Consider the following 25,976-nt stretch of genomic DNA (forward strand, 5'->3'; position numbering starts at 1 on the left):
AAGAAGAAGATTCGATGATCGGCTTGGTACTCGTGACCCACGGGCGGCTCGCCGAAGAGTTCGTCGTCGCGATGGAGCATGTCGTGGGCGGGCAGGAACGCATCGCCACCGTCTGCATCGGTCCCGAAGACGATATGGAAGAACGCCGCGCCGACATCGCGCGCGCGATCGGCGAGGTCGACGACGGCAAGGGCGTGATCCTGCTGACCGACCTGTTCGGCGGCACCCCCTCGAACCTAGCAATCTCGCTGATGGAAACCGGGCGGGTCGAGGTAATTGCCGGAATCAATTTGCCGATGCTGATCCGTCTGGGCGGCGCACGTAAGGCGATGAAGGTCACCGAAGCCGTCGCGGCGGCGCGCGAGGCGGGGCGGAAATATATCTCGGTCGCATCCGAAGTGCTGGGCGAGGCGGCTGCTTGAGCAAGGTAGCGCGCAGCGTGCTGGTGTCGAACCGGCGCGGGCTGCACGCGCGTGCCAGCGCCAAGTTCGTCACGCTTGCCTCGGCGCAACCCACCGAAATCACCGTCGAGAAGGACGGATCGTTCGTCACCGGCACCTCGATCATGGGGCTGATGATGCTGGGCGCGGCGATGGGCGACACGATCACGATCAGCGCCGAGGGCGACGACGCCGAAAGCGCGGTGGCGGCGCTGTGCGAACTGGTCGAGGCGCGCTTCGGCGAGGATTGATGTTCTTCCTCCCCTCCCGCTTGCGGGAGGGATCGGGGGAGGGCATGTGCCGATAGCGTCACTCCAAACCGACATCCCCTCCCCTAGCCCCTCCCGCAAGCGGGAGGGGGATTAGAAGCGATATGCCCCGCCAGATCACCGCCTTTTCCAACCCGCTCGTCAAGCGCATCCGCGGGCTTCGCGACAAGCGCCATCGCCGTGAGGAAGGGCTGTTCCTGGCCGAAGGGCTGCGAATCCTCACCGAAGCGCGCGAGGCGGGTATTCTGCCGCAATTCGTCTTTTACGCCGTCGATAGTGCCCGGCATCCGCTGATCACCGCATTGGTCGATGCGACCGAAGCCAATGGCGGCGAGGCGATCGAAACCGATGCCGATATTCTGTCCAAGCTGTCAGGCAAGGACAATCCGGGGTCGGTGGTGGGCGTCTATGCCGAGTTGCTCACCCCCCTCGACCAGCTTGACCGGACCAGCGCGGGGCTGTGGCTTGTCGCCGAGCGGCTGCGTGATCCGGGCAATTTGGGGACGATCCTGCGAACCGCCGATGCGGTGGGTGCCGGTGGGCTGATCCTGATCGACGATTGTGTCGATCCCTTTTCGGTCGAGGCGGTGCGCGCGAGCATGGGGGCATTGTTCACCGTGCCGATCGCGCGCGCGACGTGGGCGGCGTTCCTGCCCTGGCTGCGCGGCGGGCCGGGGCAGTTGGTGGCGCTAAGCCTGGATACCGACGTCGATTACCAGACCCCGCGCTACGAAGCGCCGACCTTCCTGCTGACCGGCAACGAGGCGCAAGGCCTGCCCCCCGCTTATGCCGCCGAATGCGATGTGCGGGTGAAGATGCCGATGCTGGGCAAGGCCGACAGCCTGAACGCCGCCGTCGCGACTGCGGTGATGGCCTATGAAGTGCTGAACCAGCGGCGCTTAGCTTAGCCCGCCAAGACCGGCGGGCCGCTCCTTATTCCGCCACCTCGGCCCCGATCAGCGCTTTTAGCTTCGACAGCGGGCGTGGGCTGCTTTCCACCATCGGCAGCGAGTCGATCGCCTTGTCGCCGGTGTCGACGTTGAGCGTTTCGAAGCGCTTGGCCGAAGTCATCACCTGGCTTTCGATCGAGCCGACAAAGGCGTTGTAGGCGGTGTTGGCGCTTTCGAGATTTTTGCCCATCCGAGCAATGTGGTTGCCCATCGTCACGATCCGCGCGTGCAGCTCGCGGCCCAGATTGGCGATCTCGCGCGCCTCTCCGGCAAGCTTCTCCTGCCGCCACACCGCCGACACCGTCCGTGCGATTGCGATCAAATTGGTCGGCGTCGCGATCAGCACGCGCTTTTCGAAGGCATAGTCCCATAGGCCCGGCTCATGCTCGAGCGCGGCCGACACGAAATGCTCGCCGGGGACGAACATGATGACGAATTCGGGGGTGTTGGCGAACTGGCCCTGATAGGCCTTGCTGCCCAGCGCGTTCACATGCGCCTTCATCGAGGCGACATGCGCCGTGAGGTGGCGCGCGCGTTCGCCCTCGTCGATCGCGCCATAGGCATCCTGATAGGCGTTGAGCGACACCTTGGCATCGATCACCAGCAGCGAATCGCCGGGAACGCGGATCGTCGCGTCGGGGCGGAGCCGCCCGCCCTCGGCATCGACCGACACTTCCATGTGGAAATCGGTGTGTTCGGTAAGGCCGCAGGTTTCGAGCACGTTCTTGAGCTGCTGTTCGCCCCAGCGCCCGCGCGCCTTGGGCGCGGCGCGAAGCGCGTTGACCAGCTTGGCGGCCTCGCTCTTGACCGATTCCTGGCCAATCCGCATCGCTTCCATCAGCCCGGTGAGGTTGCCATAAGCCTCCGAGCGTTCCTTCTCGACCCGCTCGACCCCCGATTCATAGCGTTTGAGCGTCTGTTCGACCGGAGCGAGCAGCGCCTTGATCTTCATCTCGTTGTTCTCGCCGGCCTGGTGAAAACGCTCATCGGCGCGCGCAAGGAACGCCTTTTGCGCGTCGCCGAGCAGGCGGTTGGCGACGTCGGCGAACTGATTGGCCATCGCGTCCTTGGCCGCTTTGAACTCCTCAAGCCGCGCCTCGAACGCGCGGGCGTCGGCCTTGAGCGTCGCCAAATCGAGCCGCGCACTGTCGCGCTCGATCCGCAGCGTTTCGTTTTCGGCGACCAAAGCGCCGACACGCTCGGCACGATCCGACGCCAGCGCAAGATCGGTGATCGCCTTCTTGAACTCGGCCTCGCGCGAATCGCGTTCGGCGCGCACGCTTTCCAGCCCCCGATTACCCAGGAACCAGCCGAGCACCGCGCCGACGACCAGCGCCGCCACGACCAGAAGAATTGCGAAAACAGGATCCATAAGCGGCGGCACTCCGGGTGAACGAAGCGCGAACCTACCGCGTCATGACGCCGCGCTCAAGCCGCTGCCTTGCGCGCCTTGGCCAGTTTGCGGAGCACCATGTCGCGTTTGAGCCGCGACATATGGTCGATAAACAACACGCCGTTGAGGTGATCCATCTCGTGCTGAAGGCACGTCGACAGCAACCCGTCGAGTTCCTCCTCATGGCTCGCCCCCTCGGTATCGAGCCAGCGGACGCGGCAACGCGCGGGGCGTTCGACCTCGCCATATTGATCGGGGATCGACAGGCAGCCTTCGTTGTAGACGCGCAGTTCTTCCGACACTTCGACGATTTCGGGGTTGATGAAGGCGCGCGGATTACGGACCGGCTTGCCCTCTTCATCCTCTTCCTGAAGGTCGATCACCAGCACCCGCTTGGCCACCGCAACCTGAATCGCGGCAAGGCCGATGCCGGGGGCGTCATACATCGTTTCGAACATATCGGCGATAAGCTGGCGGACGTCGTCGTCAATGTCGGCGACGGGCTGCGACACCAGCTTCAGGCGCGGGTCGGGAATTTCGATGATCGGGAGAATGGCCATCGCGTAAAATTAAGCCTGTGCGGCCGGGGGGTCAAGCACCGGGCTCGATCGGGGCTGGTCAGGCGACGGGGCGGCGCGCGCGCAATGCCTGGGCAAGCGTGCCCTCATCGAGATAATCGAGTTCGCCGCCCACCGGCAGGCCGTGCGCCAACTGAGTCACGCGCACCGGAAACCGCTCGATCCGTTCGGCCAGATAATGCGCGGTGGTCTGCCCTTCGAGGGTGGCGTTCATCGCCAGCACCACTTCGTCGATCCCGCCGGCTTCGATCCGGCGGACCAGCGAATCGATCGCCAGATCCTCGGGGCGAACGCCTTCGAGCGCCGAGAGCTTGCCGCCCAGGACGTGAAAGCGCCCCGGAAATAGCCGCGAGCGATCGAGCGCCCACAGATCGGCAACCTCCTCGACCACGCAAAGCGATCGCCCGTCGCGGCGCGGATCGGCGCAGACGCCGCAAGGGTCGTTGGTGTCGACATTCCCACAGGTCGAGCAAGTGACCAGCCGCTCATTCACCGCATCGAGCGCGGCGAGCAGCGGCGCCAGCGCGGTTTCGCGGCGCTTTAGCAGGTGCAGCACCGCCCGCCGCGCCGATCGCGGGCCAAGGCCGGGGAGCCGCGCCAGCGCCTGGGTGAGCGCGTCGATTTCGGGAGATGCCATCGCAGCCACAGATAGGGGGTTGCATGCCCGCCTGCCAAGCGGTTCAGAAGGGCGATGCGTATCGTATTCATGGGCACTCCCGAATTCGCCGTTCCGATCCTCGATGCGGTGGCCGCCGCCGGGCACGATGTGGTCGCGGCTTACACCCAGCCGCCGCGCCGCGCCGGGCGGGGCAAGGCGCTGACCCCCTCGCCGGTGCAGGCGCGTGCCGAGGCGCTGGGGATCGCGGTGCATTGCCCGGTGAGCCTTCGCGATGCGGCGGCGCAGGCGGTGTTCGCCGGGCATGACGCCGATGTCGCGGTGGTGGCGGCGTATGGCCTGATCCTGCCGCGCGCGGTGCTCGATGCGCCGCGCCACGGGTGCCTCAACGTCCATGCCTCGCTGCTGCCGCGCTGGCGCGGGGCCGCGCCGATCCAGCGGGCGATCCTGGCGGGGGATGCCGAAACCGGGGTGGGGATCATGCAAATGGAGGCGGGGCTTGATACCGGGCCGGTGCGGCTCGAGGGGCGGACGCCGGTCGAAGGCAAGACGGCGGGCGAATTAACCGCGGAACTGAGCGCGATGGGGGCGCGGTTGATGGTCGAGGTGCTGGGCGATCTGGCTGGGTATCCCCCGGTGGCGCAGGCCGATGGCGCGACGCATGCGCCCAAGATCGACAAGGCCGAGGCGCGGTTGGACTTTACCCGGAGCGCGGTCGAGGTCGAGCGACAGGTGCGGGCGTTCAATCCTGCGCCGGGGGCGTTTTTCGAGGTGGCGGGGGAGCGGCTTCGGGTGCTGGCGGCTTCCGTCATCCCCGCGCAGGCGGGGATCCAGGGGGCCGAAGGCAGTGGTGGAGTGGAAACCCTCGCGTCTCTGAACCCCCTCTTTCGCGGGAATGACGAAGTGGGGGCGGTTATCGAACATGCGTCCGGCTTCGCCGTCGCCTGCGCCGACGGCTATCTGATCCCCACCCTCGTCCAGCGCGCCGGTCGCGGGGCGATGACGCCCGCCGAACTGCTCCGTGGCTTCGCCATTCCGCCGGGGACGATCCTGGCGTGACCCGTTTCGCGCTGACGATCGAATATGATGGCCGCCCGTTCATGGGGTGGCAGCATCAGGCGCACGGCCCCAGCGTCCAGCAGGCGATCGAGGATGCCGCGCGGCGGATCCTGGGCGAGGATGTGCTGGTCTATGCGGCGGGGCGGACCGATGCCGGGGTGCATGCGCTGGCGATGCGCGCGCATGTCGATGTCGAGCGGCCGATCGCCGCGTTCCGGCTGATGGAGGGGCTGAACGCGGTGCTACGCCCACAGCCGGTGGCGATCCTCGATTGCGTCGACGTGGCGGGCGATTGGCATGCGCGGTTCGCCTGCACCGCGCGCCATTATGAATATCGCATCCGCTCGCGGCGCGCGCCGCTGACGCTCGAAATCGGCCGGGCATGGCGAATCGCCAACCCGATCGATGCCGATGCGATGGCGGCGGGAGCACGGCATTTGCTGGGGCGGCATGACTTCACCACCTTTCGCTCGACTCATTGCCAGGCCGACAGCCCGCTGCGGACGCTCGATCGGCTCGACGTGGTGCGCGAGGGCGAACTGATCCGCATCTTCGCGTCAGCAAGGTCGTTCCTGCATCATCAGGTGCGATCGATGGTCGGGTGTCTGGCGCTGGTGGGGCAGGGGAAATGGGCGCCCGACGATATTGCGACCGCACTGGCGGCGCGCGATCGGGCGGCGCTGGGGCTTAATGCGCCGGCGGACGGGCTGTACTTCGTCGGGGCGGATTATCCCGCATAGCGCCGTGGCGAAGAGTCAGCGCGTGAAGCAGCCCACCAATTCAACATGCGTCGACCAGCGGAATTGCCCCACCGGCTGCACCCATTCGAGCCGATAGCCACCTTCGCACAATTTCTTTGCATCCCGCGCGAAGCTGCTGGGATTGCAGGAAACATAGGCCACGCGCGGTACCTTGCACGTCGCAAGGTTAACCGTCTGTTCGTGCGCGCCGGCGCGTGGTGGATCGAGGATGATCGCGTCGAACCGGTTCAGCTCTTCGGCGGTCAACGGGCGGCGGAACAGGTCGCGGTGGTCGGCGAATAATTGCCGCTGCACCCGCCCTGCCCCCGCCTTCAGCGCCAACAGCGCCTCGCGCCCGCCCTCGGCAGCATAGACCCTGGTCGCCGGCTTCATCGCCAGGGCGAAAGTACCCAGCCCCGCGAACAGATCGGCGAGCGTGCGCGGCTCGCCGATAATCGCGCGCACCGTCTCGACCAGGCTGGCTTCGCCTTCGCGCGTTGCCTGGAGGAATCCCCCCGCAGGCATCGGCACCGCCACCCCGCCAAGCGTGATCGTCACCGGATCGGGCTCCCAGCGCGCCTCGGGACCATAGCCGTCGTCGATCGACAGCCGCGCCAATTTGTGACGCCGCGAAAAGGCGGTGATCCCCTCCGCAGCCGCCAACCCTTCGCGAAGCTGTCCCTGCAACACCACGTCGACGCCCTGATCGACTTCGGCCAGATGCACGTCGATCCGGCGCGATTCGGTCAATTGCGCGCCGAGCAGGCCGCGCAGCGGCGCGAGCACCGCGAACAGCGCCGGCGTAAGCACCCAGCATTCGTCGAGATCGACCAGATGATGGCTCGCCCCTTGCGTAAAGCCCAGATGCACCTGCCGCCCGCGCCGTTCGGCATGCAGAGTCGCACGGCGACGGGTGCGTGGCGGCGACAGGATCGGCGTGCGGATGTCGGTCGCCAGCCCCTGCGCCTGCAGCCCGCTTTCGATCCGATCGACCAAGAAACGGGCATAGGCGATGTCGTCGAGATGCTGGAGCTGACACCCGCCGCACAATGGAAAGTGGCGGCAGGGCGGCTGTTGGCGGTGCGCGCCCGCGCTGACCGCGCCGTCACTGCCCACGATGTCGCCCGGCGCTGCCATCGCGACATGGCGGCCAGAGGCAGTGACGCCCTCACCGCGCGCGGCGACTCGGATCACGGGATCGGGTTCTACAGACATTCGGCGATCGCTTGGGGAAGGTGCATCGCCAGCCCATCGGCCACGAACGCCGGTCCTGCAAGGCTTGCCGCGCGCGCATGAAGCCAAACCGCCTCGATCGCCGCCTGCATCGGGTCATGCGATGCCGCGAGGCGCGCGGCGGCAAGCCCGGCAAGGACATCGCCGGTGCCCGCGGTCGCAAGCCAGGCGGGTGGGTGCGCCACCACTGCGCAGCCATCGGGGGCGGCGATCACGGTATCGGCCCCCTTATGCACCACCACCGCGCCGGTTTGCTGCGCCGCCTCGCGAGTCCGATCGAGCTTGTTGCCGGTGCCGGGGCCGAACATTCGGTCAAACTCGCCGCCATGCGGGGTGAGGATCGTCGGGGCAGCGCGAAGGGCAAGCCGTTCGAGCGACACCAGCGCCAGGGCATCGCCATCCATCACGATGGGACAGTGACTTGCCACGACTTCTTCACAAAGATTGCGAGCATCGTCGTCGCGCCCCAGCCCCGGCCCGATCACCGCCGCACCGAGCCTTGGGTCTTCGAGCAGGCCAGCGACGGCCCCTACCCCGCGCGATACCACCGCGTCGAACGGCACCCGCGCATCGTCCGACGCCAGCGCGACATAGCCCGCCCCGCCACACGCCGCCGCCTGCGCCGCCAGCCGCGCCGCCCCCGGCATCGCCCCGCCGATCACCAGCACCAGCCCGCGCGTGTATTTGTGATCCCCCGGCAAAGGCCGATGCAGCCGGGGCCGCGCGATCATTCGCGTCTCGCCAGGAACCGCGATCGCCAATTCGGCCAGGGTGACGTGACCGCAAGCGCCGGCATCGCCGACGACATGGCAGGGCTTGAGCGCGCCGAGCGCCACCGTGATGTCGGCCCGCGCGCCTTCGCCGGGCGCGGCATCGGCATCGCGGCCCGATGGCACGTCGATCGCGACCACCAGTTCAGCGGCATCGACCAATAGGCCCAGCCGATCGCGGATCGGTGCGGCGATCGGTCGCGACAGGCCGATGCCGAACAACCCGTCGACCAGCACCGGGCGCGGCGTGGCGACGTCGAGCGTGGCGACCGGCCCGCGCCAGCGGTCGCGCATCACTCCGGCGGCCCCTGCCCAGCATTGGCCAAGCGCCGCCACGGCAACATCATGCCCCCATTCGGCAAGAAACGACGCAACGCCAAAGGCATCGCCGCCATTATTGCCTGGCCCTGCGAGCACCAGCACCGGGCGCGATCGCGCGAACCGCGCCACTTGTCGCGCCACTGTGCGCGCCGCCTGCTCCATCAATTCGGTCTGCGACGCGCCGGCGGCGAAGCACGCAGTCTCGGCAGCGCGCATCTGCGCAGCCGTGACGATCGGCGCGCCGGCGAGCGCCGGGTTCACGCGCCGCCGCCCGCGTCGATCACCGCCGGCAGCCGGAATTTGGCATCGCCCACCGTGACTTCGATCAAGCCGTCGGCGACGATCGCCACGGTCGCGGGCTGCGCCCCGTCGGCGGCGATCACCCCGCCGCCATCGCTCGCCACCCGCAGCCGGTGAAAGCCGCCGTCGGGCAAGCGAAGCGTCAGCAATATGCCCTTGGCATCGACGATTCGATCGGCGGTGCAATTGGGCGCGAAGCCCTGTGTGCCCGGCGGCTGGCATAGAATCCGGCTGTCGGCGGCGCGCGCAACGCGGACCTGTTCCTCGACATTGGCGATCACGGGTTCGTTGGCGATCGGGGGTTCGGCTTCGGAACAAGCGGCCAATGCCAGCAAGGCAACTGCCCCCCATCGCGCAAAGCGAAGGGGAGCGAAGTCAGGTGCCTTGTCAAATATCCGCATAGACATGGGTTTCGCTCGCCGCCCCCGGATGGGTGACCGCGCCGCGACTGGCAGGGCCTACGGTCTTGGCATAGCGCCACAATGCCCCCGCCTGATAGTCATTGGTGCGCGGCCGCCATGCCGCGCGGCGCTCGGCGAGGACCGCTTCGGGTACATCGAGGTCTATCGTCCCCGCTTCGGCATCAATCCGGATGGTGTCGCCATCCTCGACCAGCGCGATCGGGCCGCATTCGGCGGCTTCGGGGCCGACATGGCCGATGCAAAAGCCGCGCGTGCCGCCCGAAAACCGCCCGTCAGTGATTAGTGCCACCTTTTCGCCCAGCCCGAGTCCATAGAGCGCGGCGGTGGTCGACAGCATTTCGCGCATGCCGGGACCGCCCTTGGGGCCTTCATAGCGGATGACCAGCACCGATCCCTCGGCGATGTCGCGTTGCTCGACCGCGGCAAAGGCGTCCTCCTCGCAATCAAAACAGCGGGCAACGCCCTCGAACTGCAAACGCTGCAGCCCCGCAACCTTCACGATCGCGCCATCGGGGGCAAGCGATCCGCGCAGGCCGACGACGCCGCCGGTCGGGGTGATCGGTGTCTTGACGTCGTAAATCACCTTTTGGTCGGGGTTCCACGTCACCTGATCGATATTCTCGCCCAGCGTCCGCCCGGTGACGGTGATGCAATTGCCGTCGAGCAATCCCCCCGCCAGCATCGTCTTCATCAGCATATAGACGCCGCCGGCAGCGTGCATATCCTTGGCGACATATTTGCCGCCGGGTTTCAGGTCAGCCAGATAAGGCGTTGATTTGAAGGCTTCTGCGACGTCGAACAGGTCAAAGTCGATCCCGGCCTCGCTCGCCATTGCGGGCAGATGCAGTGCGGCATTGGTCGATCCGCCAGTCGCGGCGACGACACGCGCTGCGTTGACGAAGGCGGCGCGGGTGGCGATGTCGCGCGGGCGCAGATTGCGCTCGACCAGGGTCATTACCTGCTTGCCGGCCGCGATCGCGATCGCCTCGCGGCTGTCATAGGGCGCGGGCACCATGTTGGAGTTGGGCAGCGACAGCCCGATCGCCTCGCCGACACAGGCCATCGTGTTGGCGGTGAACTGGCCGCCGCAGGCACCATGACCGGGACAGGCGACCTTTTCGAGCGCGGTCAATTGTGCGAGCGGGCAATTGCCTGCGGCATATTGGCCCACCGCTTCGAACACATCGACCACGGTTACATCGCGCTCCTGAAAGCGGCCGGGCAGGATCGAGCCGCCATAAACGAAGATGCCGGGCACGTTGAGGCGAAGCATCGCCATCATCATACCGGGCAGCGATTTGTCGCAGCCGGCAAAACCCAAAAATGCGTCGTAGCAATGCCCACGCATGCTGAGTTCGATCGAATCGGCAATCACTTCGCGGCTGACCAGCGAGGATTTCATCCCCTGATGCCCCATCGCGATCCCGTCGGTTACGGTGATCGTATTGAAGCGGCGCGGCATGCCGCCGCCGTCGATCACGCCCGCGCGCGCGGCATCGGCCTGGGCATTGAGCGTGGTGTTGCACGGCGCGCTGTCATTGCCCGCGCTGGCGATGCCGACAAAGGGCTGGGCAATATCTTCCTCGCGCAGGCCCATCGCATAATAATAGCTGCGATGGGGTGCGCGCTCGGGTCCGAGCGAAACATGGCGGCTTGGCAGCTTCGTCTTGTCGAAGCGCGGGGGGGCTTGGTCAGTCATACGCAAGCCTATTGCGTAGGGGCGGCCCCGAACGCAAGACTGTTACGTGCCTTTTCGATCATCGGTGCCAGCAGATCGCACCAGCGCCGCACCCCGGCGGCATCGGCGATCCGATCGTTACATACTTCGATCGAGACACAGGCGATTCCCCTACCCTCGCCATGCCGGTTGAGCGTCGCGTTCAGCGCGCGGCCCGAATAGGGCGCGTTGTCGCCGGTTTCGATCCCCGCCGCGCGAAGTTCCGCCAGCAGCACCCGCGCGGCGCGGTCGTCGCGATTATAGAGGATGCCCGCCGCCATCGCACGCGGATCGCCGCCGGCTTCGAGCTGGCGGGTGAAGCTGTGGATCGCCACCAGCAAGCGGGGGCGGCGCGCGGTGATCTCGCGCGACAATGCCGCATGATAGGGCGCATGGAAGCGCGCGATCCGATCGAAGCGGTCGACTCCGACATTGCCGGGCACCGCATACCCATCGCTGATCACGGGCACCAAGGCCGGGTGATCGGGTTCGCGGTGCAGGTCGATCACCAGCCGCGACACGGTGCCCGACAATGCAGGCGCCGCAAGCCGGACAGCCAATGCCTCGGTCAATGCCGCCGCGCCGATGTCGACGGCGATGTGCTTGGCAAGCAACGCGGGCTCGATGCCCAGATCGACGCCATCAGGCACGGTGGCGGAGGCATGGTCGCACAGCAGCATGATGTCGCTGCTGCCCTCGACGATCGCGACCGGGGGATGGCTCATGGGAAATCGGGCTTTCGTTTCCTCGCGAACGCCGCGAGCCCTTCGGCAAAGGCGGCGGTGCCGAAGCGGGCGTCGAACGCCGCATCATGCCCCGGATCGGCGGGATGGCGGAGCACGCGCTTGAGCAAGCGCACGGCGGCTGGGGCGTTGGCGGCGATGGTTCGGCAAAGGCTTTGCGCGGCGGCGAGCGGATCGTCGGCAAGCTGCTCGACCAGGCCGATCCTGAGCGCTTCGGCGGCAGCGATCGGTTGCGCTGCGAACAGCATCCGCGCGGCATTGCCCTGTCCTACCCGTTGGGCAAGCCTGGCGACATCGGTGGCGGGGTAGCCGATCCCCAGCCGGGCCGGGGTGGTGGCGAACACTGCATCGGGCGATGCGATCCGCATATCGGCGGCAATCGCCAGCGCGACGCCGGCACCATAGCAGCCGCCGCCGATCGCCGCGATCACCGGCACCGGGCATGCCGCCAGCCCCTCGATCGCCGACGCCATCGCGAGGCGAAAACGCGGACGCATCGCGGGGTCGTCGCGAAGGGTTTCGAGTTCGCGAAGATCGGCTCCCGCGCAGAAACTGTCGCCGCCATGCAGCACCAGTGCGCGGACTACCGGCGAAAGATCGCGGATGGCGGCGGCCAAGTCATCCCAATCGGCGATTCGCATGGCATTGCGTGCGGCAGGACGGTTCAGCGTAAGCACCGCAATGTGGTCGGTGATCGACAGCGCGATCATATGGGAACGTCGAGGCGGCACGCTCGCGCGCACCGCCCCTCCGCTTTCCCACGGCGTGGCCGTGAGGCGCAGGCCGTTAGCGAACGATACGCTCCCGGCGTAGGATCCGCTTGTCCGGCGAGCGGCACGATATGCGCCAACCGGTTAACAGGCTGATACCCGCCGCTCACGCCGCCAGCGAGTCGCCGTGGGACAAGCCCTGCCTTCCCGCCAGTGCCGTTTCGAGACACCACCATGAATGGGCACGACGAACCGCCTGGGCGGCAGCGGCGCGGTTGGCGGCGCTGTCGAACAGCGCAAAGCAGGTGGCCCCCGATCCCGACATCCGCGCCAGCGTCACGCCGGGCTGCGCCTGTAGCAATGCGAGGACATCGGCAATTTCAGGGGCCAATGCGAGCGCCGGTGGCTCCAGATCATTGCGTCCGGCGAGTGCGGCTGCCAGCGGATCGCCAGCGCCGATCGGCCCGTGATCAATCCCGTCCCAGCGCGCGAACACCGCCGCAGTCGATACCGCAACGCCCGGATTGACCAGCAATGCCGGCAGCGATGCCAGCCCGTCGAGCGGCAGCAAAACTTCGCCGCGCCCGCGCCCGAGCGCCGTTCGGCCGAGCAGACAGGCAGGCACGTCCGATCCCAGCGCCTCGGCACAATCCACCAGACGCGGATCATCGATCGGCACCGCCGCAAGCCGTGCCAGCGCGCGCAGCGTCGCCGCCGCATCGGCCGATCCGCCGCCAATGCCCGACGCCACCGGCAGTCGCTTGTCGAGCAGGATCGCGACCGGCGCGCCATTGGCGACGCGCGCGCGAAACAGCCGCTCGGCGCGCAGCACCAGATTGTCGCCCTCGCCCGACAGCCCGGCGGCAAACGGCCCAGTCAGGGTGAGCCCCGGCGCGCCGGCGGGCTCGATCGTCACCACATCGCCATCGGCGACGAAGGCGAACAACGTCTCCAGCTCATGATAGCCATCGGGCCGCCGCGCGCGCACGTGCAGCGCCAGGTTCAGCTTGGCGGGTGCCGGTTCGACGATCATCAGATCAACGCGCTGCGGTTGCCGGGGCGAGCCCATCGGCGAGCTTGGCCGCCAGCCGCTTGGCATCGTCGCCCTCGGCCTGGACCGCAGCGGCGCGCCAGGCATAGCGCGCCTCATATCGCCGCCCCGTGCGCCAATAGGCATCGCCCAGATGCTCGTTGATCGTGACATCGGCAGGTTCGGCGGCAGCTGCCTGTTCGAGCAGCGGCAGCCCCTTGTCCCATTGCCCGCGCTGAACATAGGCCCAGCCGAGCGAATCGGTGATCGAGGGGTCATCGGGCCGCATCGCGCTTGCCTGTTCGAGCAGCGCCTGTCCCTCGGCCAGGTTTTCGCCGCGTTCGACCTGAGCATAGCCAAGGTAATTCAGCGCCACCGGCTCTTGTGGCGCAAGCTCGACCGCGCGGCGAAGAAAGGGCAGCGCCTCGTCCCAGCGCCCAGCCTGTTCGAGCGCGCCGCCGCGTTGCAGGTTGAGCACCCAATCGGCACCGTCGCCCGCGCGCGTCATCGCCAGCGCATAGGCTGCGGCGGCATCGGCAAACTGGTTTTGTTCGATCAGCAGGTCGCCATAGGCCTGCGCCGCTTCGGCAGTTGCGCCGGGTGCCTGTGCAAGCCCTTTGGCCACGGCCAGCGCGCCGGTCGCATCCTCCATGCGCGTCAGCACCGTTACCCGCGCGCTCTTTGCCACGCCGGCAAACGGGCTTTTGGGCGAAATCATATCGAGCAGCGTCAGGGCGCGGGTGCCCGATCGCTGCTGCGACAGCGTATCGGCGAGCAGCAACCGGGCGCGATCGTCGGCTGGATCGAGCAACAAGGCGGTACGGCTGAGCAGAATCGACAGCGGCGACGCTTCCTCGCGCCCAAGATCAGCGGCCAGCCGGGTGAACAGCCGCGACGCACCGAAGGCAGCACCCGCCTTGACCCCGCGCCCCAGCCGCTCGCGCTGCGCCACCAGCACCGGATCGCTGCCGGCGAGCAGTTCGCGCGCCAGCTTCCCCTGCCGCTTGCCATGAAACAGCGCCGCCGCGTTCAGCCGCAGGTCGAGGCTGGCCTGGTCATTGCCGAGCAGGGTGCTCAGCGCGTCGGCGGCTACGGCATATTGCCCCTGCGCGATCAATAGCAGCGCGCGGTTTTCGGCGGCATAGCGGCGGGCGATGATGTTGGCTTCGCTCGGCACCAGTTCGGCGGCGGGATCGGCTGCACCCTCTTCAAACGCGACCCAGGCAAGCAGCACCGGCCCGACGAAATCGAGCGGCCCTTGCGACACCTCGACCGCAGCGGCGCGGGCGCCTGCCCAATCGCGGGCGCGGACTCGATCGGCATAGCGGAGCATCACGGTATCGGCGGGGGCGACCTTTGATCGTTCGAGCACCGACAGCGCGCGGCGCGCCAGATCGATGTCGCCCACCGCCATACCCTCACGAAACGCGCGGATGGCGATGACTTCGTTGCCAGGATCAGCGGCCAGCGCGATGGCATAGCCACGCGCGGCAATATCGGCGGCACCGTCAGCAGCGGCGGCGCGGGCACGAACATAGGCGGCAAGGCTGGCGCCGGTCGGCGGGTCGCTGGCTGCGACCGCCGGAGGCACGGCCAGCGCGGCGAGCATTGCCGCGCCGGTCAGGACCGCACCACCGATGATGCCATGCCTACATATTGGGATAATTCGGCCCTCCGCCGCCTTCAGGCACCACCCAGTTGATATTCTGAGTAGGGTCTTTGATGTCGCATGTCTTGCAGTGGACACAGTTCTGGGCGTTGATGACAAACTTCGGATCGCCCGTCTCCTGGCCCACCACTTCGTACACACCGGCGGGACAATAACGCTGTGCCGGCTCGTCATACAAGGGCAGGTTGTGCGCGATCGGCACGTCGGGGTTCTTCAGCGTCAGATGGACCGGCTGGTCCTCCTCATGATTGGTGTTCGACAGGAACACCGACGACAGGCGATCGAAGGTCAGCACGCCGTCGGGCTTGGGATAGTCAATCGCCGGCACGTCTTCCTTGCGCCACAGGCTGTCGTGATCGGGATGGTGATGCATCGTGCCGGGCATCTTCAGGCCCAAATGCTCGGCCCACATATGCACGCCGGCCAGCCCCGACCCGATCAGGTCGCCATGCTTCTTCACCAAGGGCACGACATTGCGGACGCGGCGAAGCTCCTCGCGCACCCAGCTTCCTTCATAAGCACTGGCATAAGCAGTCAGCTCGTCGGCGCGGCGATCGGCGGCGATCGCCTCGAGCGCTGCTTCAGCGGCCATCATGCCGGTTTTCATCGCGGTGTGGGTGCCCTTGATCCGGGGCACGTTCACGAACCCAGCCGAACAGCCGATCAGCGCGCCGCCGGGGAAGATGAGCTTTGGCACCGACTGGAACCCGCCATCGTTAATCGCCCGCGCGCCATAGGACACGCGCTTGCCGCCCTCTAGGATCGCCGCGATTTCGGGGTGAGTCTTCCACCGCTGCATCTCGCTGAACGGCGATAGATGCGGGTTGGAATAGTTGAGCCAGGTGACAAAGCCCAGCGACACCTGGCCATTGGCCTGATGATACAGGAAGCCGCCACCGTTCGACCCCTGGGTCTCGCTGAGCGGCCAGCCCTGGGTGTGGATGACCCGGCCCGGCACATGCTTGCCCGGCGCGATGTCCCATAATTCCTTGACGCCCAGGCCATAAACCTGCGGATCGCAATCCTTACGCAGGTCGAACAGCCGCATCAGCTCCTTCGACAAATGCCCGCGCACACCCTCGGCAAAGAAAGTGTAGCGCGCGTGGAGTTCGAGTCCGGGCTGCCAATCGGGTTTGCGCGTGCCGTCCTTAGCTATGCCCATATCGCCGGTGGCGACGCCCTTTACCGATCCGTCTTCGTTGAACAGCACTTCGGCGGCAGCGAAGCCGGGGAAGATTTCGACGCCAAGCCCTTCGGCCTGTTCGGCAAGCCAGCGGCAAAGGCTGGCCAGCGATCCGGTGTAGCAGCCATCATTGTGCATGATCGGCGGCAGCGCGAATTCGGGAAGCGTCTGCTTGCCCTTTTTCGACAGCACCCAGTGATGATTTTCGGTCACCGGGGTCTGCGCCAGCGGACAGCCCATCTCACGCCATTCGGGAAGCAATTCGTCGAGCGCCTTGGGATCGATCACCGCACCCGACAAAATATGCGCGCCGACCTCGGAGCCTTTTTCGAGCACGCATACCGATAGTTCGCTGCCGCCCTCGTTCGCGAGCTGTTTGAGCCGGATCGCCGCCGAAAGTCCCGCAGGACCGGCACCGACAATCACGACATCATAGGGCATCGACTCGCGTTCACTCATCCCAGTCTCCAATCGGCAGCGTTGACCGCTACCCGGTCGTCGGGCCAAGGCACCGCCCTGGCAGAAATTCGGTTCACGCAGATTGACCTAAACGTCAAGCTGCCATCGAGTAGGTGGGTATGGAGGCGGACCAACACAACGATTGGCATGCGACTACGGCAAGCGCGCTCGAATGGTGGGCCGATGCCGGGATCGATGTGCTTGTTGAAGACCATGTACGCGACTGGTTCGCCGCCCCGATCCGGCCTGCGCCCGCCACTGCTCCTGCGGCCGCTGATTCGCCGGCTGCCACGGTAGAGGCCCCGTTTCCCGATACGCTGGCGGCGTTTCTGGCCTGGCGGGCGGACAAAGGCGCGCCCGAAGCGCGCTGGCCCGAAGCGCGCTGGAATGCGCCGATTGTCATGGGCGAAGGCGATCCATCGTCCGAATTGATGGTGATGCTCGATTACCCCACCGGCGATCGCTTGCTGCTCGACGCCGAATCGCGGCTGCTCGACCGGATGCTCGCCGCGATCGGGCGAAGCCGTGAGGACGTGTATTTGACCAGCTTATGCCTCGCCGCACCGCTGGCACAGTCGATCCCGGTCGATGACGAGCCGGCATTGGTCGCACGGGCGCACCATCTCGCCGCGCTGGCGGGCACCAAAACGGTGCTTTTGCTGTCGCAATCGGCGAGCCGTGCGTTCCTTGGGACAGAGCGCGCTAACGCACGTGCATCTTTTCATGACATTAAGCACCGACAGGCCATGTTCCAGGCGATCTCCAGCGTGCATCCCCGGTTTCTGCTGAGCAGCCCGGCACACAAACGGGAGGCCTGGAAAGATTGGCAGTTGTTGCTTGGGAGAAAGCGCACGTGAGTATCCGCGCCGTTATCGCAGTCGCCCTGGTCGCCGCACCGGCTGCCGCTTACGCTTCCGACGACGATCGCATCCCCAGCAAGCGGGACGCCGGCAGCACCGCGTCGCCCAGCCCCACCGCCAGCGCGATCCCGCAGCAACTCGATGATTCGCAGCGCGCCGCCTATCGCCAGGTTTTCACAGCGATCCGAGCCGAGCGCTGGAACGACGCGCGGTTGCAATTGGCCGCGATGCGCCCCGGCCCGCTCCACGCCATTGCCCGCGCCGAGCTCTACACCGCAAAGAATTCGCCCAAGGTCGAATTACAGCCGCTGCAAGCGCTGCTGACCGAAGCCCCCGAGCTCCCCCATGCCGAAAGCCTGGCACGGCTGGCAAAGATTCGCGGTGCCGAGACGCTGCCGACGCTGCCCAGCGCACAGCGGCTGATGTGGTATGATGGCGCGCCCAACCGTATCCGCCTCAAATCGGTCGCCAACGATGCCGCCGCCGCCGATCTCGCGCGGCGGATGGAGCCGATCATCAAGGACGATATGGGCGCGGCGGGCGAAGCGTTGGTGGCCGAATATGCCGACCGGCTCAGCCCCGATTGCCTGACCGAATGGCAACAGCGCGTTGCCTGGATCCACTATCTCAACGGTGACGACACCGCCGCCCGCCGCATCGCCGCCGTGGCGCAGCGCGGATCGGGCGAATGGGTGCCGCAGGCCGATTGGGTCCAGGGCCTCGCCGCCTGGCGGCAGCGCGACTTTGCCGCCGCGCAAATGGCCTTCACCGCGGTTGCCCAGCGCGCCAAGGACGTCGATCTGCGCGCCGCCGGTCTGTATTGGGCGGCCCGCGCCGACATGGCCGCCGCCCGCCCCGATCTGGTTCAGGCACGGCTGCAAAGCGCGGCGCAGTTCAACGAAACCTTCTATGGCATGCTCGCACGCCAGGCATTGGGCATTGCCGAGGCGACCGATCGGGTGCCCACCCGCCCCGCCAGCGCCGACTGGACCGCGCTGGAGCGTCGCCCCAATGTCCGCATTGCCGCAGCGCTGATGGAAATCGACGAGGACGTTCTCGCCGCCAGCGTGGTCCGGCATCAGGCGCGGATTAGCGATGCGTCCGAACACGCAGCGCTCGCGCGCGTCGCCGGTGCGATCAACCTGCCCGCAACGCAGATCTGGCTGTCGCACAATGCCCCGCGCGGATCGGCACCGCAGGTCGCGACGCGCTATCCCGCCCCCAATTGGACCCCCGATGGCGGCTGGCGGGTCGACAAGTCGCTGGTCTATGCCCACGCCCTGCAGGAATCGCGCTTTCAATCGACCGTCGTCAGCCCGGCGGGTGCCTATGGCTTGATGCAGATCATGCCGGCAGCCGCCACTGACATCGCCCGCAAAAAAGGGATCGTAATCGATCGTTCGGCGCTGTCGCGTCCGTCGACCAATATCGAGGTCGGGCAAAGCTATCTGGAAAAACTGCGCGACATGCCCACCACCGGCGGCCTGCTGCCCAAGGTCATCGCGGCGTACAACGCCGGCCCCACCCCGGTTGAGGCGTGGAATCTGTCCTCGCGCGATGGCGGCGATCCGCTGCTATATATCGAATCGATCCCTTATTGGGAGACGCGCGGGTACGTCATGACGGTGCTGCGGAACTATTGGATGTATGAAGCGCAAGGCGGCAAGGCATCGGCCAGCCGCACTGCCTTGTCGCAGGGGCTGTGGCCGCGCTTCCCGGGGATGCCGGGCAAGAGCGCGGTGAATGGCCGCACTGCGCCGGGGGCAAGCGCCAAGCTTCGTGTCCGATAGCGCCGCCGCGCCGATCCCAGTGCGGATCGCGGTGCTGACCGTGTCCGATACGCGCCAGCTTGCCGAGGACCGATCGGGCGACGTGCTGGTACAGCGATTGACCGATTTCGGCCATGCCCTGGCCGCACGCGACATCGTTCGCGACGAAGTCAATACGATCGTATCACGGCTGCACGCATGGATCGACGACCCCGAGATCGACTGCATCATCACCACCGGCGGCACCGGCGTAACCGGCCGCGACGTCACCCCCGAAGCGGTCGAGCGCGTCGCCGACAAGCTGATCCCAGGCTTTGGCGAATTGTTTCGCTGGCTGAGCTTTGCCAAGATCGGCACCTCGACCATCCAGTCGCGCGCGACTGCCTGCGTGGCGCGCGGCACCTATATCTTCGCGCTGCCCGGGTCGACCGGCGCGGTGCGCGACGGCTGGGACGGCATCCTGGCGCAGCAGCTCGACAGTCGGCACAAGCCGTGCAATTTCGTCGAGCTGATGCCGAGGTTGCTCGAGCGGTAAAGCCTTAGCTCGCGATTTTTTTCGCCGGGTCGGCGTCGCCCATGACCGTGAACAACTCGGCGGTCATGACCGTCCACCAGTCAAAGCTATCGGCAAAGGATTCGCGCGTCCCACCAAGTGACGTGATGTCATAGACGGTCGCGAGGTCACCGTCCTTGTCGATATGGGCCTTCAGAAACCGTTTCCTGGTGTTCCAGCTATTGACGAACGCCTCGGTATATTCAGGCTTTTTCTTATACCAGGCATAGAATTGCATCGATGTGCATTTGCCCGCCTCACAGCCGTAAAACTCGATGGTGAAAGACGATCCGTTCGCGGCACTGGCGATATAGGGCTCACCGGCCTGGTTGACCTTGCTTTCGGCCTTGTAGCCAAGGTCGCGGACCAAGGTGGCGACGACGGCGGGGTCAGTGAGATCGACCGGTTGTGCCTTGGCTGCCTGGGGTGCGCCGGCCAGGGCCAGAAAAAGAGTTGCGACCAACATCATGAGTTTTGTTCCCCCGCCAAGGCACCTGGCTCTAGCATGGTCGCAGGCGCTTTCAAGCAGCGGACCGGCCACAAGTTCTTGATATGTTCCGTGTAGAATGGTAACGCTGGGGCATGAGCCACAAGCGCGCCAGTCGCGGTGCCACGCTGAACACCGAAAGCGCACGGTTCAATCTGCCGGCGCGCGAGGAGGATGGCGACTGGCTCGATAATCGCGACAGCATCGACGGGGCACCCCCGCCGGTTCGCACCAACGTCACGATCGAAACGCCGCGCACGATCCTGGCGCGCAACACATCTCCCGACATCCCGTTCGATCGCTCGATCAACCCCTATCGCGGCTGTGAGCATGGTTGCATCTATTGCTTCGCGCGCCCGACCCATGCCTATCACGATCTGTCGCCGGGCATTGACTTCGAGACCCGGCTGTTCGCCAAGCCGATCGCGGCGGAGCTGCTTGCCGCCGAACTTTGCAAGCCCGGCTATGTCTGTAAGCCGATCGCGCTGGGCACCAACACCGATCCCTATCAGCCGATCGAGCGCGAATGGCGGATCACCCGCGCATGTATCGAGGTGCTGGCGGCAACCCGGCATCCGCTGACGATCACCACCAAATCGGATCGGATAATGCGCGACATCGACCTGCTGGCACCGATGGCGGCGCAGGGACTGGCGGCGGCGATGGTGTCGATCACCACGCTCGATCCCCGAATCGCGATGACACTGGAGCCGCGCGCGCCGACTCCCGAGAAACGGCTTAAGGCAATCGCCGCGCTGGCGGCGGCTGGCATCCCGACCTTTGTGTCGCTCTCGCCGATAATCCCCGCGATCACCGATCACGAGATCGAGCATATCCTGGCGCGCGCAGCCGATGCCGGCGCACAGGCAGCATTTTTTCTGCCCGTCCGATTGCCGCATGAAGTCGCCCCGCTGTTTCGCGCCTGGCTCGACACCCATTTTCCCGATCGCGCGGCCAAGGTCATGGCGACGATCCGGTCGCTTCGTGGCGGGCGCGATAATGACCCCAATTTTGGTTCGCGGATGCAGGGTCAGGGGCCGTGGGCCGAATTGCTGCGAACCCGTTTCCAGATTGCCTGCCGCAAATACGGCCTGAACGGCGACCGAGTCCGCCTTCGCACCGATTTGTTCCGGCCGCCTGCCGGGGCGCAAGGCGAGTTGTTCGGATAGTACGCAGCATCGCCGCCAATCAATAAATCCGAATTACGGTTACCAGCCGCACGGGAGCATACTACCATAGCAATATGGCTCTTGATCTCCAGAATAACGCACTTTCAGACGCGCTCGTCATCCTCGGCGCGGCCGGGTTGGTGATCCCAGCCTTCGCGCGATTTCGCATCAGCCCGGTGATCGGCTTCATCCTGGTCGGTATCCTGGTCGGCCCCAACGCGCTCGGATCGATGATCGGCCAGGTGCCGTGGCTCTATTATGTCAGTATCTCTGACCCCGAAGCGATCGCGCCCTTTGCCGAGTTCGGCATCATCCTGTTGCTGTTCTCGATCGGGCTTGAGCTGTCGATCAAGCGGCTATGGGCGATGCGCGGCACCGTATTTGGCATCGGCGCCGCCGAACTGCTGCTGTCGGGATTGCTGATCGGCTTCGCGCTGCATCTACTGGGTCAGCCCTGGGGCGGTGCGATCGGCCTTGGCCTTGCGCTGGCGCTGTCATCGACCGCGCTGGTGTTGCCGATCGCCGGGATGACCAGCCCGGTCGGGCGGGTCGCCTTCGCCATGCTGTTGTTCGAGGATGTGGCGCTCGTCCCGATCATCTTCATGCTGGGCGCGCTCGCACCGACCGCTGCCAGCGGTGGTTTGCAGGGATTGAGCGAAGTCGCGATCGCCGGGGGCATCACCATCGCGATCCTGTATCTGGCAGGTCGGTTCATCCTGCCGCGCCTGTTCGCGCAGGCGGCACGCACCAAAAGCCCCGAATTGTTCCTTGCCGCCAGCCTGTTGGTGGTAATCGTCGCCAGCGTCGCCACCGCCGCCGCCGGCCTGTCGCCGATCGTCGGCGCGCTGCTTGCGGGCCTGCTGGTGGCCGAAACCGAATATCATGGCGAGGTCGAAGCGATCATATCGCCGTTCAAGGGATTGGCGCTGGGGGTGTTCCTGATCTCGGTCGGGATGCAGCTCGACCTTAGGATGGTCGCGCGCTATTGGCCCGAATTGCTCGCGGCGATCACCGGAGTGATGCTGGTGAAGGTCGTAGTGACGACCCTGCTGCTGCGGGTATCGGGCGCAAGCGCGGGCACCTCGGCGGAAACTGGCGTGCTGATGGCAAGCCCTTCTGAAACCACGCTGATCGTGCTTGCCGCCGCCACCGCCGCCGGGCTGATCCAGCCATCGACCGCCACTTTCTGGACCACCGTCACCGCGATCGGGCTGACGATCACGCCGTTGCTGGCCAAGGGTGGGCGGTTGATCGCCCGCCAGATCGAACGGCAAATGGGCGAGGAAGCGATGCCCGCCGATCTTGATGATGAAAAAGGCACGGTGATCATCGGCTTTGGCCGGGTCGGTCGCACCGTTGCCGACATGCTGCGCGCGCATGACAAGCCGTATATGGCGATCGAGGCCGACATCGATGTCGTCAACGCCGCCCGGATCGAGGGCTATAATGTCCGCTTTGGCGACGTCGCGCGCAGCGACATGGTCGATCGGCTCGACCTTGGCCATGCCAAGGCGCTGATCATCACGATGGACGATCCGGTGCTGAGCATCCGCCTGACCCGCCGCGTGCGGGGGTGGGTGCCGGCGCTGCCGATCATCGTGCGCGCCCGCGATGCCACCCATGCTGCCGCGCTATATCGCGCCGGCGCGACCGATGCGGTGCCCGAAGCGCTCGAAAGCTCGCTGCAATTGTCCGAAGCGGTGCTGGTCGATCTCGGCGTAGCGGTGGGGCCAGTGATCGCGTCGATCCACCAAAAGCGCGATGAGATGCGACAGGAGATCAAGCTGGCTGCGGGGCTCGATCGCGATCCAAGGATCCGGCGAGTGCGGGGCGAGCGCGCGGTGGAGAATTGATCCTGATCCCCCAAAAGACCTAACCCGCCAACAATCCCCGCACCGCCGCCAGCGCCTCGACGCCCTTGTCGCCATCAGGCCCGCCGCCCTGCGCCATGTCGGGCCGGCCACCGCCACCCTGCCCGCCCAATGCCGCGACCGCAGCTTTCACCAGATCGACCGCGCTAAAGTTCGCGACCAGATCGTCGCTCACCCCGACCGCGACCGAGGCGCGGCCGTCATTCACCGCGACCAGCGCGACCACCCCAGAGCCTATCCGCGCGCGCTCTTCATCGACCGCACCGCGCAGCGCCTTTGCCTCAAGGCCATCGAGCACCTTGCCGATGAAATTGACCGAACCGATCTGCTCCGGCCCGACCGCAGCCGCGCCGCCGCCGCCTAGTGCCAGCGCCTTCTTGGCATCGGCCAGTTCGCGTTCGAGCCGGCGGCGTTCCTCGACCAAGGCGGCGACGCGCGCGGGCACGTCATCAGGCGTGGTCTTGAGTACCGATGCCGCCTCGCGCAATTTCTCGTCGCGCGCGTTGAGATAGGCGCGCGCCGCCTCACCAGTCAGCGCCTCGACCCGGCGGATGCCCGACGACACCGCGCCCTCACCCACCAGCTTGAGCACCCCGATATCGCCCAGCGCGCGGACATGCGTGCCGCCACACAATTCGAGCGAATAGGTGTGGCCATCGTCGTCGGTGCCCATCGACACGACGCGAACCTCGTCACCATATTTCTCGCCGAACAGCGCCATCGCCCCCTCTGCGATCGCCTCATCAGGGGTCATCAGCCGGGTCGAGACCAGGCCGTTGGCGCGGATGTGGCGGTTTACATCCGCCTCGACCGCCGCCAGTTGCGCCGGATCAATCGCGGTCGGCTGCGAAAAGTCGAAGCGCAGCCGCTCGGGCGCGACCATGCTGCCCTTTTGCGCGACATGCTTGCCCAGCGTCTGGCGCAGCGCCTCGTGCAGCAGATGCGTCGCCGAATGATTGGCGCGGATCGCGGCGCGGCGCGCGTGATCGACGGTGAGGTGGACAGCATCGCCGATCGCGATCTCGCCGGCGGTGATCGTCGCCTGATGCGCGAACACGCGGCCCAGATATTTGCGCGTGTCGGTGATCGTCGCCGCCATGCCATCGCCGGTGATGCTGCCGGCATCGCCGACCTGCCCGCCGCTTTCGCCATAAAACGGCGTCTGGTTGACGATCAGCTCGACGCTGTCGCCCGCAGCCGCGCGATCGACCTTCTGGCCGTCGCGGATGATCGCGACGACGGCGGCTTCGCCTTCTTCGGCCGAATAGCCGATAAATTCGGTCGCACCATGTTCTTCGGCGAGGTCGTACCAAAGATCGTCCGACGCCTTTTCGCCCGAACCCTTCCAGGCGGCACGCGCGGCGCGCTTCTGCTCGGCCATCGCGGTGTCGAATCCCGCGCGATCAACGGTGAAGCCCTGCGCGCGCAGCGCGTCCTCGGTCAGGTCATAGGGGAAGCCGAAGGTGTCATAGAGCTTGAACGCGGTTTCGCCCGCGAGCGTCGCGCCGCTAGGCATATCGGCGGTCGCCTCGTCGAGCAGCCGCAGGCCGTTGACCAGGGTTTGACGGAAGCGCGTTTCTTCCTGCAGCAACGTCGCCTCGATCAGCGGCTGCGCCCGAACCAGTTCGGGGAAGGCCGCGCCCATTTCGGCGACCAGGCTGCCGACCATCCGGTGCATCAGCGGATCCTTGGCACCCAGCAAATGCGCGTGCCGCATCGCGCGGCGCATGATCCGGCGAAGCACATAGCCCCGCCCTTCATTGGCGGGCAGCACGCCATCAGCGACCAGGAAGCCCGATGCGCGCAGGTGATCGGCGATGACGCGATGGCTCGCCTGCGTCTCCGGCGTCGGCGCGCTGCCAGTGAGCGCACTCGATTCGGCGATCAGCGCCTTGAAAGTGTCGATGTCGTAATTGTCGGTGACACCCTGCAGCACTGCGGCGACTCGCTCGAGCCCCATGCCGGTGTCGATCGACGGACGCGGCAGGTCGCTGACGATGACATTGGCTTCCTGAACATGCTGCATGAACACCAGGTTCCAGATCTCGACGAAGCGATCGCCATCCTCGTCGGGACTTCCCGGCGGGCCGCCTGGAATATGATCGCCATGATCGTAGAAGATTTCGGAGCACGGCCCGCACGGCCCGTTCTCACCCATCGCCCAGAAATTATCGGCGGTGGCGATACGGATGATGCGATGCTCAGGCAGGCCTGCGATCTTCTTCCATAATTCGAACGCCTGATCGTCGGTGTGATAGACCGTCGCGGTCAGCCGATCGGGCGAAAGCCCCCATTCGCGCGTCAGCAAGGTCCAGGCGTGGACGATCGCCTGTTCCTTGAAGTAATCGCCGAACGAGAAATTGCCGAGCATTTCGAAGAAGGTATGGTGCCGGGCGGTGTAGCCGACATTGTCGAGGTCGTTATGCTTGCCGCCTGCACGGACGCATTTCTGGCTCGATGTCGCAGTCACATAAGGCCGGGTTTCGAGCCCGGTGAAGACATTCTTGAACGGCACCATGCCCGCGTTGACGAACATCAGCGTCGGGTCGTTTTGCGGGATCAGCGGCGCCGATGGCACGCGCACGTGCCCCTCCTTCGCAAAATATTCCAGGAACGAGCGGCGGATGTCGTTGGTCGATGTCATGGGTGACGCTTATGCGAGGTG

General features: G+C 66.2%; 24 protein-coding genes. 10 read left to right on the forward strand and 14 right to left on the reverse strand.

Annotation, left to right across the window (positions count from 1 at the left end):
• The first annotated feature begins 14 nt into the window (after positions 1 to 14).
• The 3 genes from QU44_RS02195 (at position 15) to QU44_RS02205 (ending at position 1,617) form a co-directional block, all read left to right on the forward strand.
• The gene (locus QU44_RS02195) at positions 15 to 422 is read left to right on the forward strand and encodes a PTS sugar transporter subunit IIA (protein WP_033919995.1); all 408 of its coding nucleotides are present in this window, start codon (positions 15 to 17) and stop codon (positions 420 to 422) included.
• A complete protein-coding gene (locus QU44_RS02200; RefSeq protein WP_033919827.1) occupies positions 419 to 691 on the forward strand; it encodes an HPr family phosphocarrier protein in 273 nt (90 codons plus the stop codon). The genes QU44_RS02195 and QU44_RS02200 overlap by 4 nt, the downstream gene beginning before the upstream one ends.
• Positions 692 to 813: 122 nt before the next feature.
• Positions 814 to 1,617, forward strand: coding sequence for a TrmH family RNA methyltransferase (locus QU44_RS02205; protein WP_033919828.1), 804 nt, complete (start codon positions 814 to 816; stop codon positions 1,615 to 1,617).
• 25 nt (positions 1,618 to 1,642) lie between these two features.
• Here QU44_RS02205 and rmuC read toward each other — a convergent pair whose 3' ends face one another.
• Genes rmuC through recR form a run of 3 tightly spaced genes read right to left on the reverse strand, consistent with a single transcriptional unit; the run spans position 1,643 to position 4,267 of the window.
• Complete coding sequence (gene rmuC, locus QU44_RS02210; RefSeq protein ID WP_033919829.1) at positions 1,643 to 3,031, reverse strand: DNA recombination protein RmuC; 1,389 nt, start codon at positions 3,029 to 3,031, stop codon at positions 1,643 to 1,645.
• A 56-nt stretch (positions 3,032 to 3,087) separates the two neighbouring features.
• A complete protein-coding gene (gene def / locus QU44_RS02215) occupies positions 3,088 to 3,612 on the reverse strand; it encodes a peptide deformylase (protein WP_033919831.1) in 525 nt (174 codons plus the stop codon).
• A gap of 58 nt (positions 3,613 to 3,670) precedes the next feature.
• Positions 3,671 to 4,267, reverse strand: a complete 597-nt coding sequence (recR, locus tag QU44_RS02220) for a recombination mediator RecR (protein ID WP_033919832.1) — start codon at positions 4,265 to 4,267, stop codon at positions 3,671 to 3,673.
• Positions 4,268 to 4,321: 54 nt separating this feature from the next.
• Here recR and fmt point away from each other — a divergent pair, with 54 nt between their 5' ends.
• Positions 4,322 to 5,305: a methionyl-tRNA formyltransferase gene (gene fmt, locus QU44_RS02225; protein ID WP_033919833.1), complete on the forward strand. Its 984-nt coding sequence runs from the start codon at positions 4,322 to 4,324 to the stop codon at positions 5,303 to 5,305.
• The gene (gene truA, locus QU44_RS02230; RefSeq protein WP_033919834.1) at positions 5,302 to 6,045 is read left to right on the forward strand and encodes a tRNA pseudouridine(38-40) synthase TruA; all 744 of its coding nucleotides are present in this window, start codon (positions 5,302 to 5,304) and stop codon (positions 6,043 to 6,045) included. The genes fmt and truA overlap by 4 nt, the downstream gene beginning before the upstream one ends.
• 15 nt (positions 6,046 to 6,060) lie before the next feature.
• Here the strand turns inward: truA and QU44_RS02235 are convergent, their stop codons facing one another.
• From QU44_RS02235 to QU44_RS02275, 9 genes are all read right to left on the reverse strand, one after another.
• Positions 6,061 to 7,260, reverse strand: a complete 1,200-nt coding sequence (locus tag QU44_RS02235) for a class I SAM-dependent RNA methyltransferase (RefSeq protein ID WP_033919835.1) — start codon at positions 7,258 to 7,260, stop codon at positions 6,061 to 6,063.
• Positions 7,251 to 8,630, reverse strand: a complete 1,380-nt coding sequence (locus QU44_RS02240) for a bifunctional ADP-dependent NAD(P)H-hydrate dehydratase/NAD(P)H-hydrate epimerase (protein WP_033919836.1) — start codon at positions 8,628 to 8,630, stop codon at positions 7,251 to 7,253. The genes QU44_RS02235 and QU44_RS02240 overlap by 10 nt, the downstream gene beginning before the upstream one ends.
• Positions 8,627 to 9,004, reverse strand: a complete 378-nt coding sequence (locus tag QU44_RS02245; RefSeq protein WP_033919838.1) for a hypothetical protein — start codon at positions 9,002 to 9,004, stop codon at positions 8,627 to 8,629. The genes QU44_RS02240 and QU44_RS02245 overlap by 4 nt, the downstream gene beginning before the upstream one ends.
• Before the next feature lie 52 nt (positions 9,005 to 9,056).
• On the reverse strand, positions 9,057 to 10,790 hold the full coding sequence (gene ilvD, locus QU44_RS02250; protein ID WP_033919839.1) for a dihydroxy-acid dehydratase: 1,734 nt from the start codon (positions 10,788 to 10,790) through the stop codon (positions 9,057 to 9,059).
• A gap of 8 nt (positions 10,791 to 10,798) precedes the next feature.
• Complete coding sequence (locus QU44_RS02255) at positions 10,799 to 11,533, reverse strand: N-formylglutamate amidohydrolase (protein ID WP_033919840.1); 735 nt, start codon at positions 11,531 to 11,533, stop codon at positions 10,799 to 10,801.
• Positions 11,530 to 12,261, reverse strand: a complete 732-nt coding sequence (locus QU44_RS02260) for an enoyl-CoA hydratase/isomerase family protein (RefSeq protein WP_033919841.1) — start codon at positions 12,259 to 12,261, stop codon at positions 11,530 to 11,532. The genes QU44_RS02255 and QU44_RS02260 overlap by 4 nt, the downstream gene beginning before the upstream one ends.
• Before the next feature lie 166 nt (positions 12,262 to 12,427).
• Positions 12,428 to 13,294 (reverse strand): 4-(cytidine 5'-diphospho)-2-C-methyl-D-erythritol kinase, encoded by an 867-nt coding sequence (locus tag QU44_RS02265; RefSeq protein ID WP_052134270.1) that lies wholly within the window; start codon positions 13,292 to 13,294, stop codon positions 12,428 to 12,430.
• 4 nt (positions 13,295 to 13,298) lie between these two features.
• Positions 13,299 to 14,900: a tetratricopeptide repeat protein gene (locus QU44_RS02270; protein WP_033919842.1), complete on the reverse strand. Its 1,602-nt coding sequence runs from the start codon at positions 14,898 to 14,900 to the stop codon at positions 13,299 to 13,301.
• Between the two features lie 40 nt (positions 14,901 to 14,940).
• Positions 14,941 to 16,602: an electron transfer flavoprotein-ubiquinone oxidoreductase gene (locus QU44_RS02275; protein WP_033919843.1), complete on the reverse strand. Its 1,662-nt coding sequence runs from the start codon at positions 16,600 to 16,602 to the stop codon at positions 14,941 to 14,943.
• Positions 16,603 to 16,721: 119 nt separating this feature from the next.
• Between QU44_RS02275 and QU44_RS02280 the strand changes: the two genes are divergently transcribed.
• From QU44_RS02280 to moaB, 3 genes are read left to right on the forward strand one after another with little or no spacing between them, the layout of a single operon-like run.
• Positions 16,722 to 17,459 (forward strand): uracil-DNA glycosylase family protein, encoded by a 738-nt coding sequence (locus QU44_RS02280; protein ID WP_033919844.1) that lies wholly within the window; start codon positions 16,722 to 16,724, stop codon positions 17,457 to 17,459.
• Positions 17,456 to 19,252: a lytic transglycosylase domain-containing protein gene (locus tag QU44_RS02285; RefSeq protein WP_052134255.1), complete on the forward strand. Its 1,797-nt coding sequence runs from the start codon at positions 17,456 to 17,458 to the stop codon at positions 19,250 to 19,252. The genes QU44_RS02280 and QU44_RS02285 overlap by 4 nt, the downstream gene beginning before the upstream one ends.
• Positions 19,206 to 19,766 (forward strand): molybdenum cofactor biosynthesis protein B, encoded by a 561-nt coding sequence (gene moaB / locus QU44_RS02290; RefSeq protein WP_052134256.1) that lies wholly within the window; start codon positions 19,206 to 19,208, stop codon positions 19,764 to 19,766. Before QU44_RS02285 ends, moaB begins: the two co-directional genes overlap by 47 nt.
• A gap of 4 nt (positions 19,767 to 19,770) precedes the next feature.
• Here the strand turns inward: moaB and QU44_RS02295 are convergent, their stop codons facing one another.
• Positions 19,771 to 20,325, reverse strand: coding sequence for a YbjN domain-containing protein (locus tag QU44_RS02295; protein WP_156140877.1), 555 nt, complete (start codon positions 20,323 to 20,325; stop codon positions 19,771 to 19,773).
• Between the two features lie 41 nt (positions 20,326 to 20,366).
• Between QU44_RS02295 and QU44_RS02300 the strand changes: the two genes are divergently transcribed.
• Positions 20,367 to 21,440 carry a PA0069 family radical SAM protein gene (locus QU44_RS02300; protein WP_033919845.1) on the forward strand — a complete coding sequence of 358 codons (1,074 nt, stop codon included), beginning with the start codon at positions 20,367 to 20,369 and terminating at the stop codon, positions 21,438 to 21,440.
• Between the two features lie 74 nt (positions 21,441 to 21,514).
• Entirely contained in the window at positions 21,515 to 23,293 is a 1,779-nt protein-coding gene (locus tag QU44_RS02305) for a cation:proton antiporter domain-containing protein (protein WP_033919846.1), read from the forward strand.
• Between the two features lie 19 nt (positions 23,294 to 23,312).
• Here QU44_RS02305 and alaS read toward each other — a convergent pair whose 3' ends face one another.
• Positions 23,313 to 25,955 carry an alanine--tRNA ligase gene (gene alaS / locus QU44_RS02310; protein ID WP_033919848.1) on the reverse strand — a complete coding sequence of 881 codons (2,643 nt, stop codon included), beginning with the start codon at positions 25,953 to 25,955 and terminating at the stop codon, positions 23,313 to 23,315.
• Positions 25,956 to 25,976 lie beyond the last annotated feature (21 nt).

It is taken from the genome of Sphingomonas sp. 37zxx (assembly GCF_000786205.1).
In the GTDB taxonomy this organism is placed as follows: domain Bacteria; phylum Pseudomonadota; class Alphaproteobacteria; order Sphingomonadales; family Sphingomonadaceae; genus Sphingomonas.

What these genes read in the sequence shown, in the direction of transcription:
- QU44_RS02195 (WP_033919995.1), top strand. Translation starts at nt 15, where the DNA reads ATGATCGGCTTGGTACTCGTGACCCACGGGCGGCTCGCCGAAGAGTTC.
- QU44_RS02205 (WP_033919828.1), top strand. Translation starts at nt 814, where the DNA reads ATGCCCCGCCAGATCACCGCCTTTTCCAACCCGCTCGTCAAGCGCATC.
- rmuC (WP_033919829.1), bottom strand. Translation starts at nt 3,031, where the DNA reads ATGGATCCTGTTTTCGCAATTCTTCTGGTCGTGGCGGCGCTGGTCGTC.
- def (WP_033919831.1), bottom strand. Translation starts at nt 3,612, where the DNA reads ATGGCCATTCTCCCGATCATCGAAATTCCCGACCCGCGCCTGAAGCTG.
- recR (WP_033919832.1), bottom strand. Translation starts at nt 4,267, where the DNA reads ATGGCATCTCCCGAAATCGACGCGCTCACCCAGGCGCTGGCGCGGCTC.
- fmt (WP_033919833.1), top strand. Translation starts at nt 4,322, where the DNA reads ATGCGTATCGTATTCATGGGCACTCCCGAATTCGCCGTTCCGATCCTC.
- QU44_RS02235 (WP_033919835.1), bottom strand. Translation starts at nt 7,260, where the DNA reads ATGTCTGTAGAACCCGATCCCGTGATCCGAGTCGCCGCGCGCGGTGAG.
- ilvD (WP_033919839.1), bottom strand. Translation starts at nt 10,790, where the DNA reads ATGACTGACCAAGCCCCCCCGCGCTTCGACAAGACGAAGCTGCCAAGC.
- QU44_RS02255 (WP_033919840.1), bottom strand. Translation starts at nt 11,533, where the DNA reads ATGAGCCATCCCCCGGTCGCGATCGTCGAGGGCAGCAGCGACATCATG.
- QU44_RS02260 (WP_033919841.1), bottom strand. Translation starts at nt 12,261, where the DNA reads ATGATCGCGCTGTCGATCACCGACCACATTGCGGTGCTTACGCTGAAC.
- QU44_RS02265 (WP_052134270.1), bottom strand. Translation starts at nt 13,294, where the DNA reads ATGATCGTCGAACCGGCACCCGCCAAGCTGAACCTGGCGCTGCACGTG.
- QU44_RS02270 (WP_033919842.1), bottom strand. Translation starts at nt 14,900, where the DNA reads ATGCTCGCCGCGCTGGCCGTGCCTCCGGCGGTCGCAGCCAGCGACCCG.
- QU44_RS02275 (WP_033919843.1), bottom strand. Translation starts at nt 16,602, where the DNA reads ATGAGTGAACGCGAGTCGATGCCCTATGATGTCGTGATTGTCGGTGCC.
- QU44_RS02280 (WP_033919844.1), top strand. Translation starts at nt 16,722, where the DNA reads ATGGAGGCGGACCAACACAACGATTGGCATGCGACTACGGCAAGCGCG.
- moaB (WP_052134256.1), top strand. Translation starts at nt 19,206, where the DNA reads ATGGCCGCACTGCGCCGGGGGCAAGCGCCAAGCTTCGTGTCCGATAGC.
- QU44_RS02300 (WP_033919845.1), top strand. Translation starts at nt 20,367, where the DNA reads ATGAGCCACAAGCGCGCCAGTCGCGGTGCCACGCTGAACACCGAAAGC.
- QU44_RS02305 (WP_033919846.1), top strand. Translation starts at nt 21,515, where the DNA reads ATGGCTCTTGATCTCCAGAATAACGCACTTTCAGACGCGCTCGTCATC.
- alaS (WP_033919848.1), bottom strand. Translation starts at nt 25,955, where the DNA reads ATGACATCGACCAACGACATCCGCCGCTCGTTCCTGGAATATTTTGCG.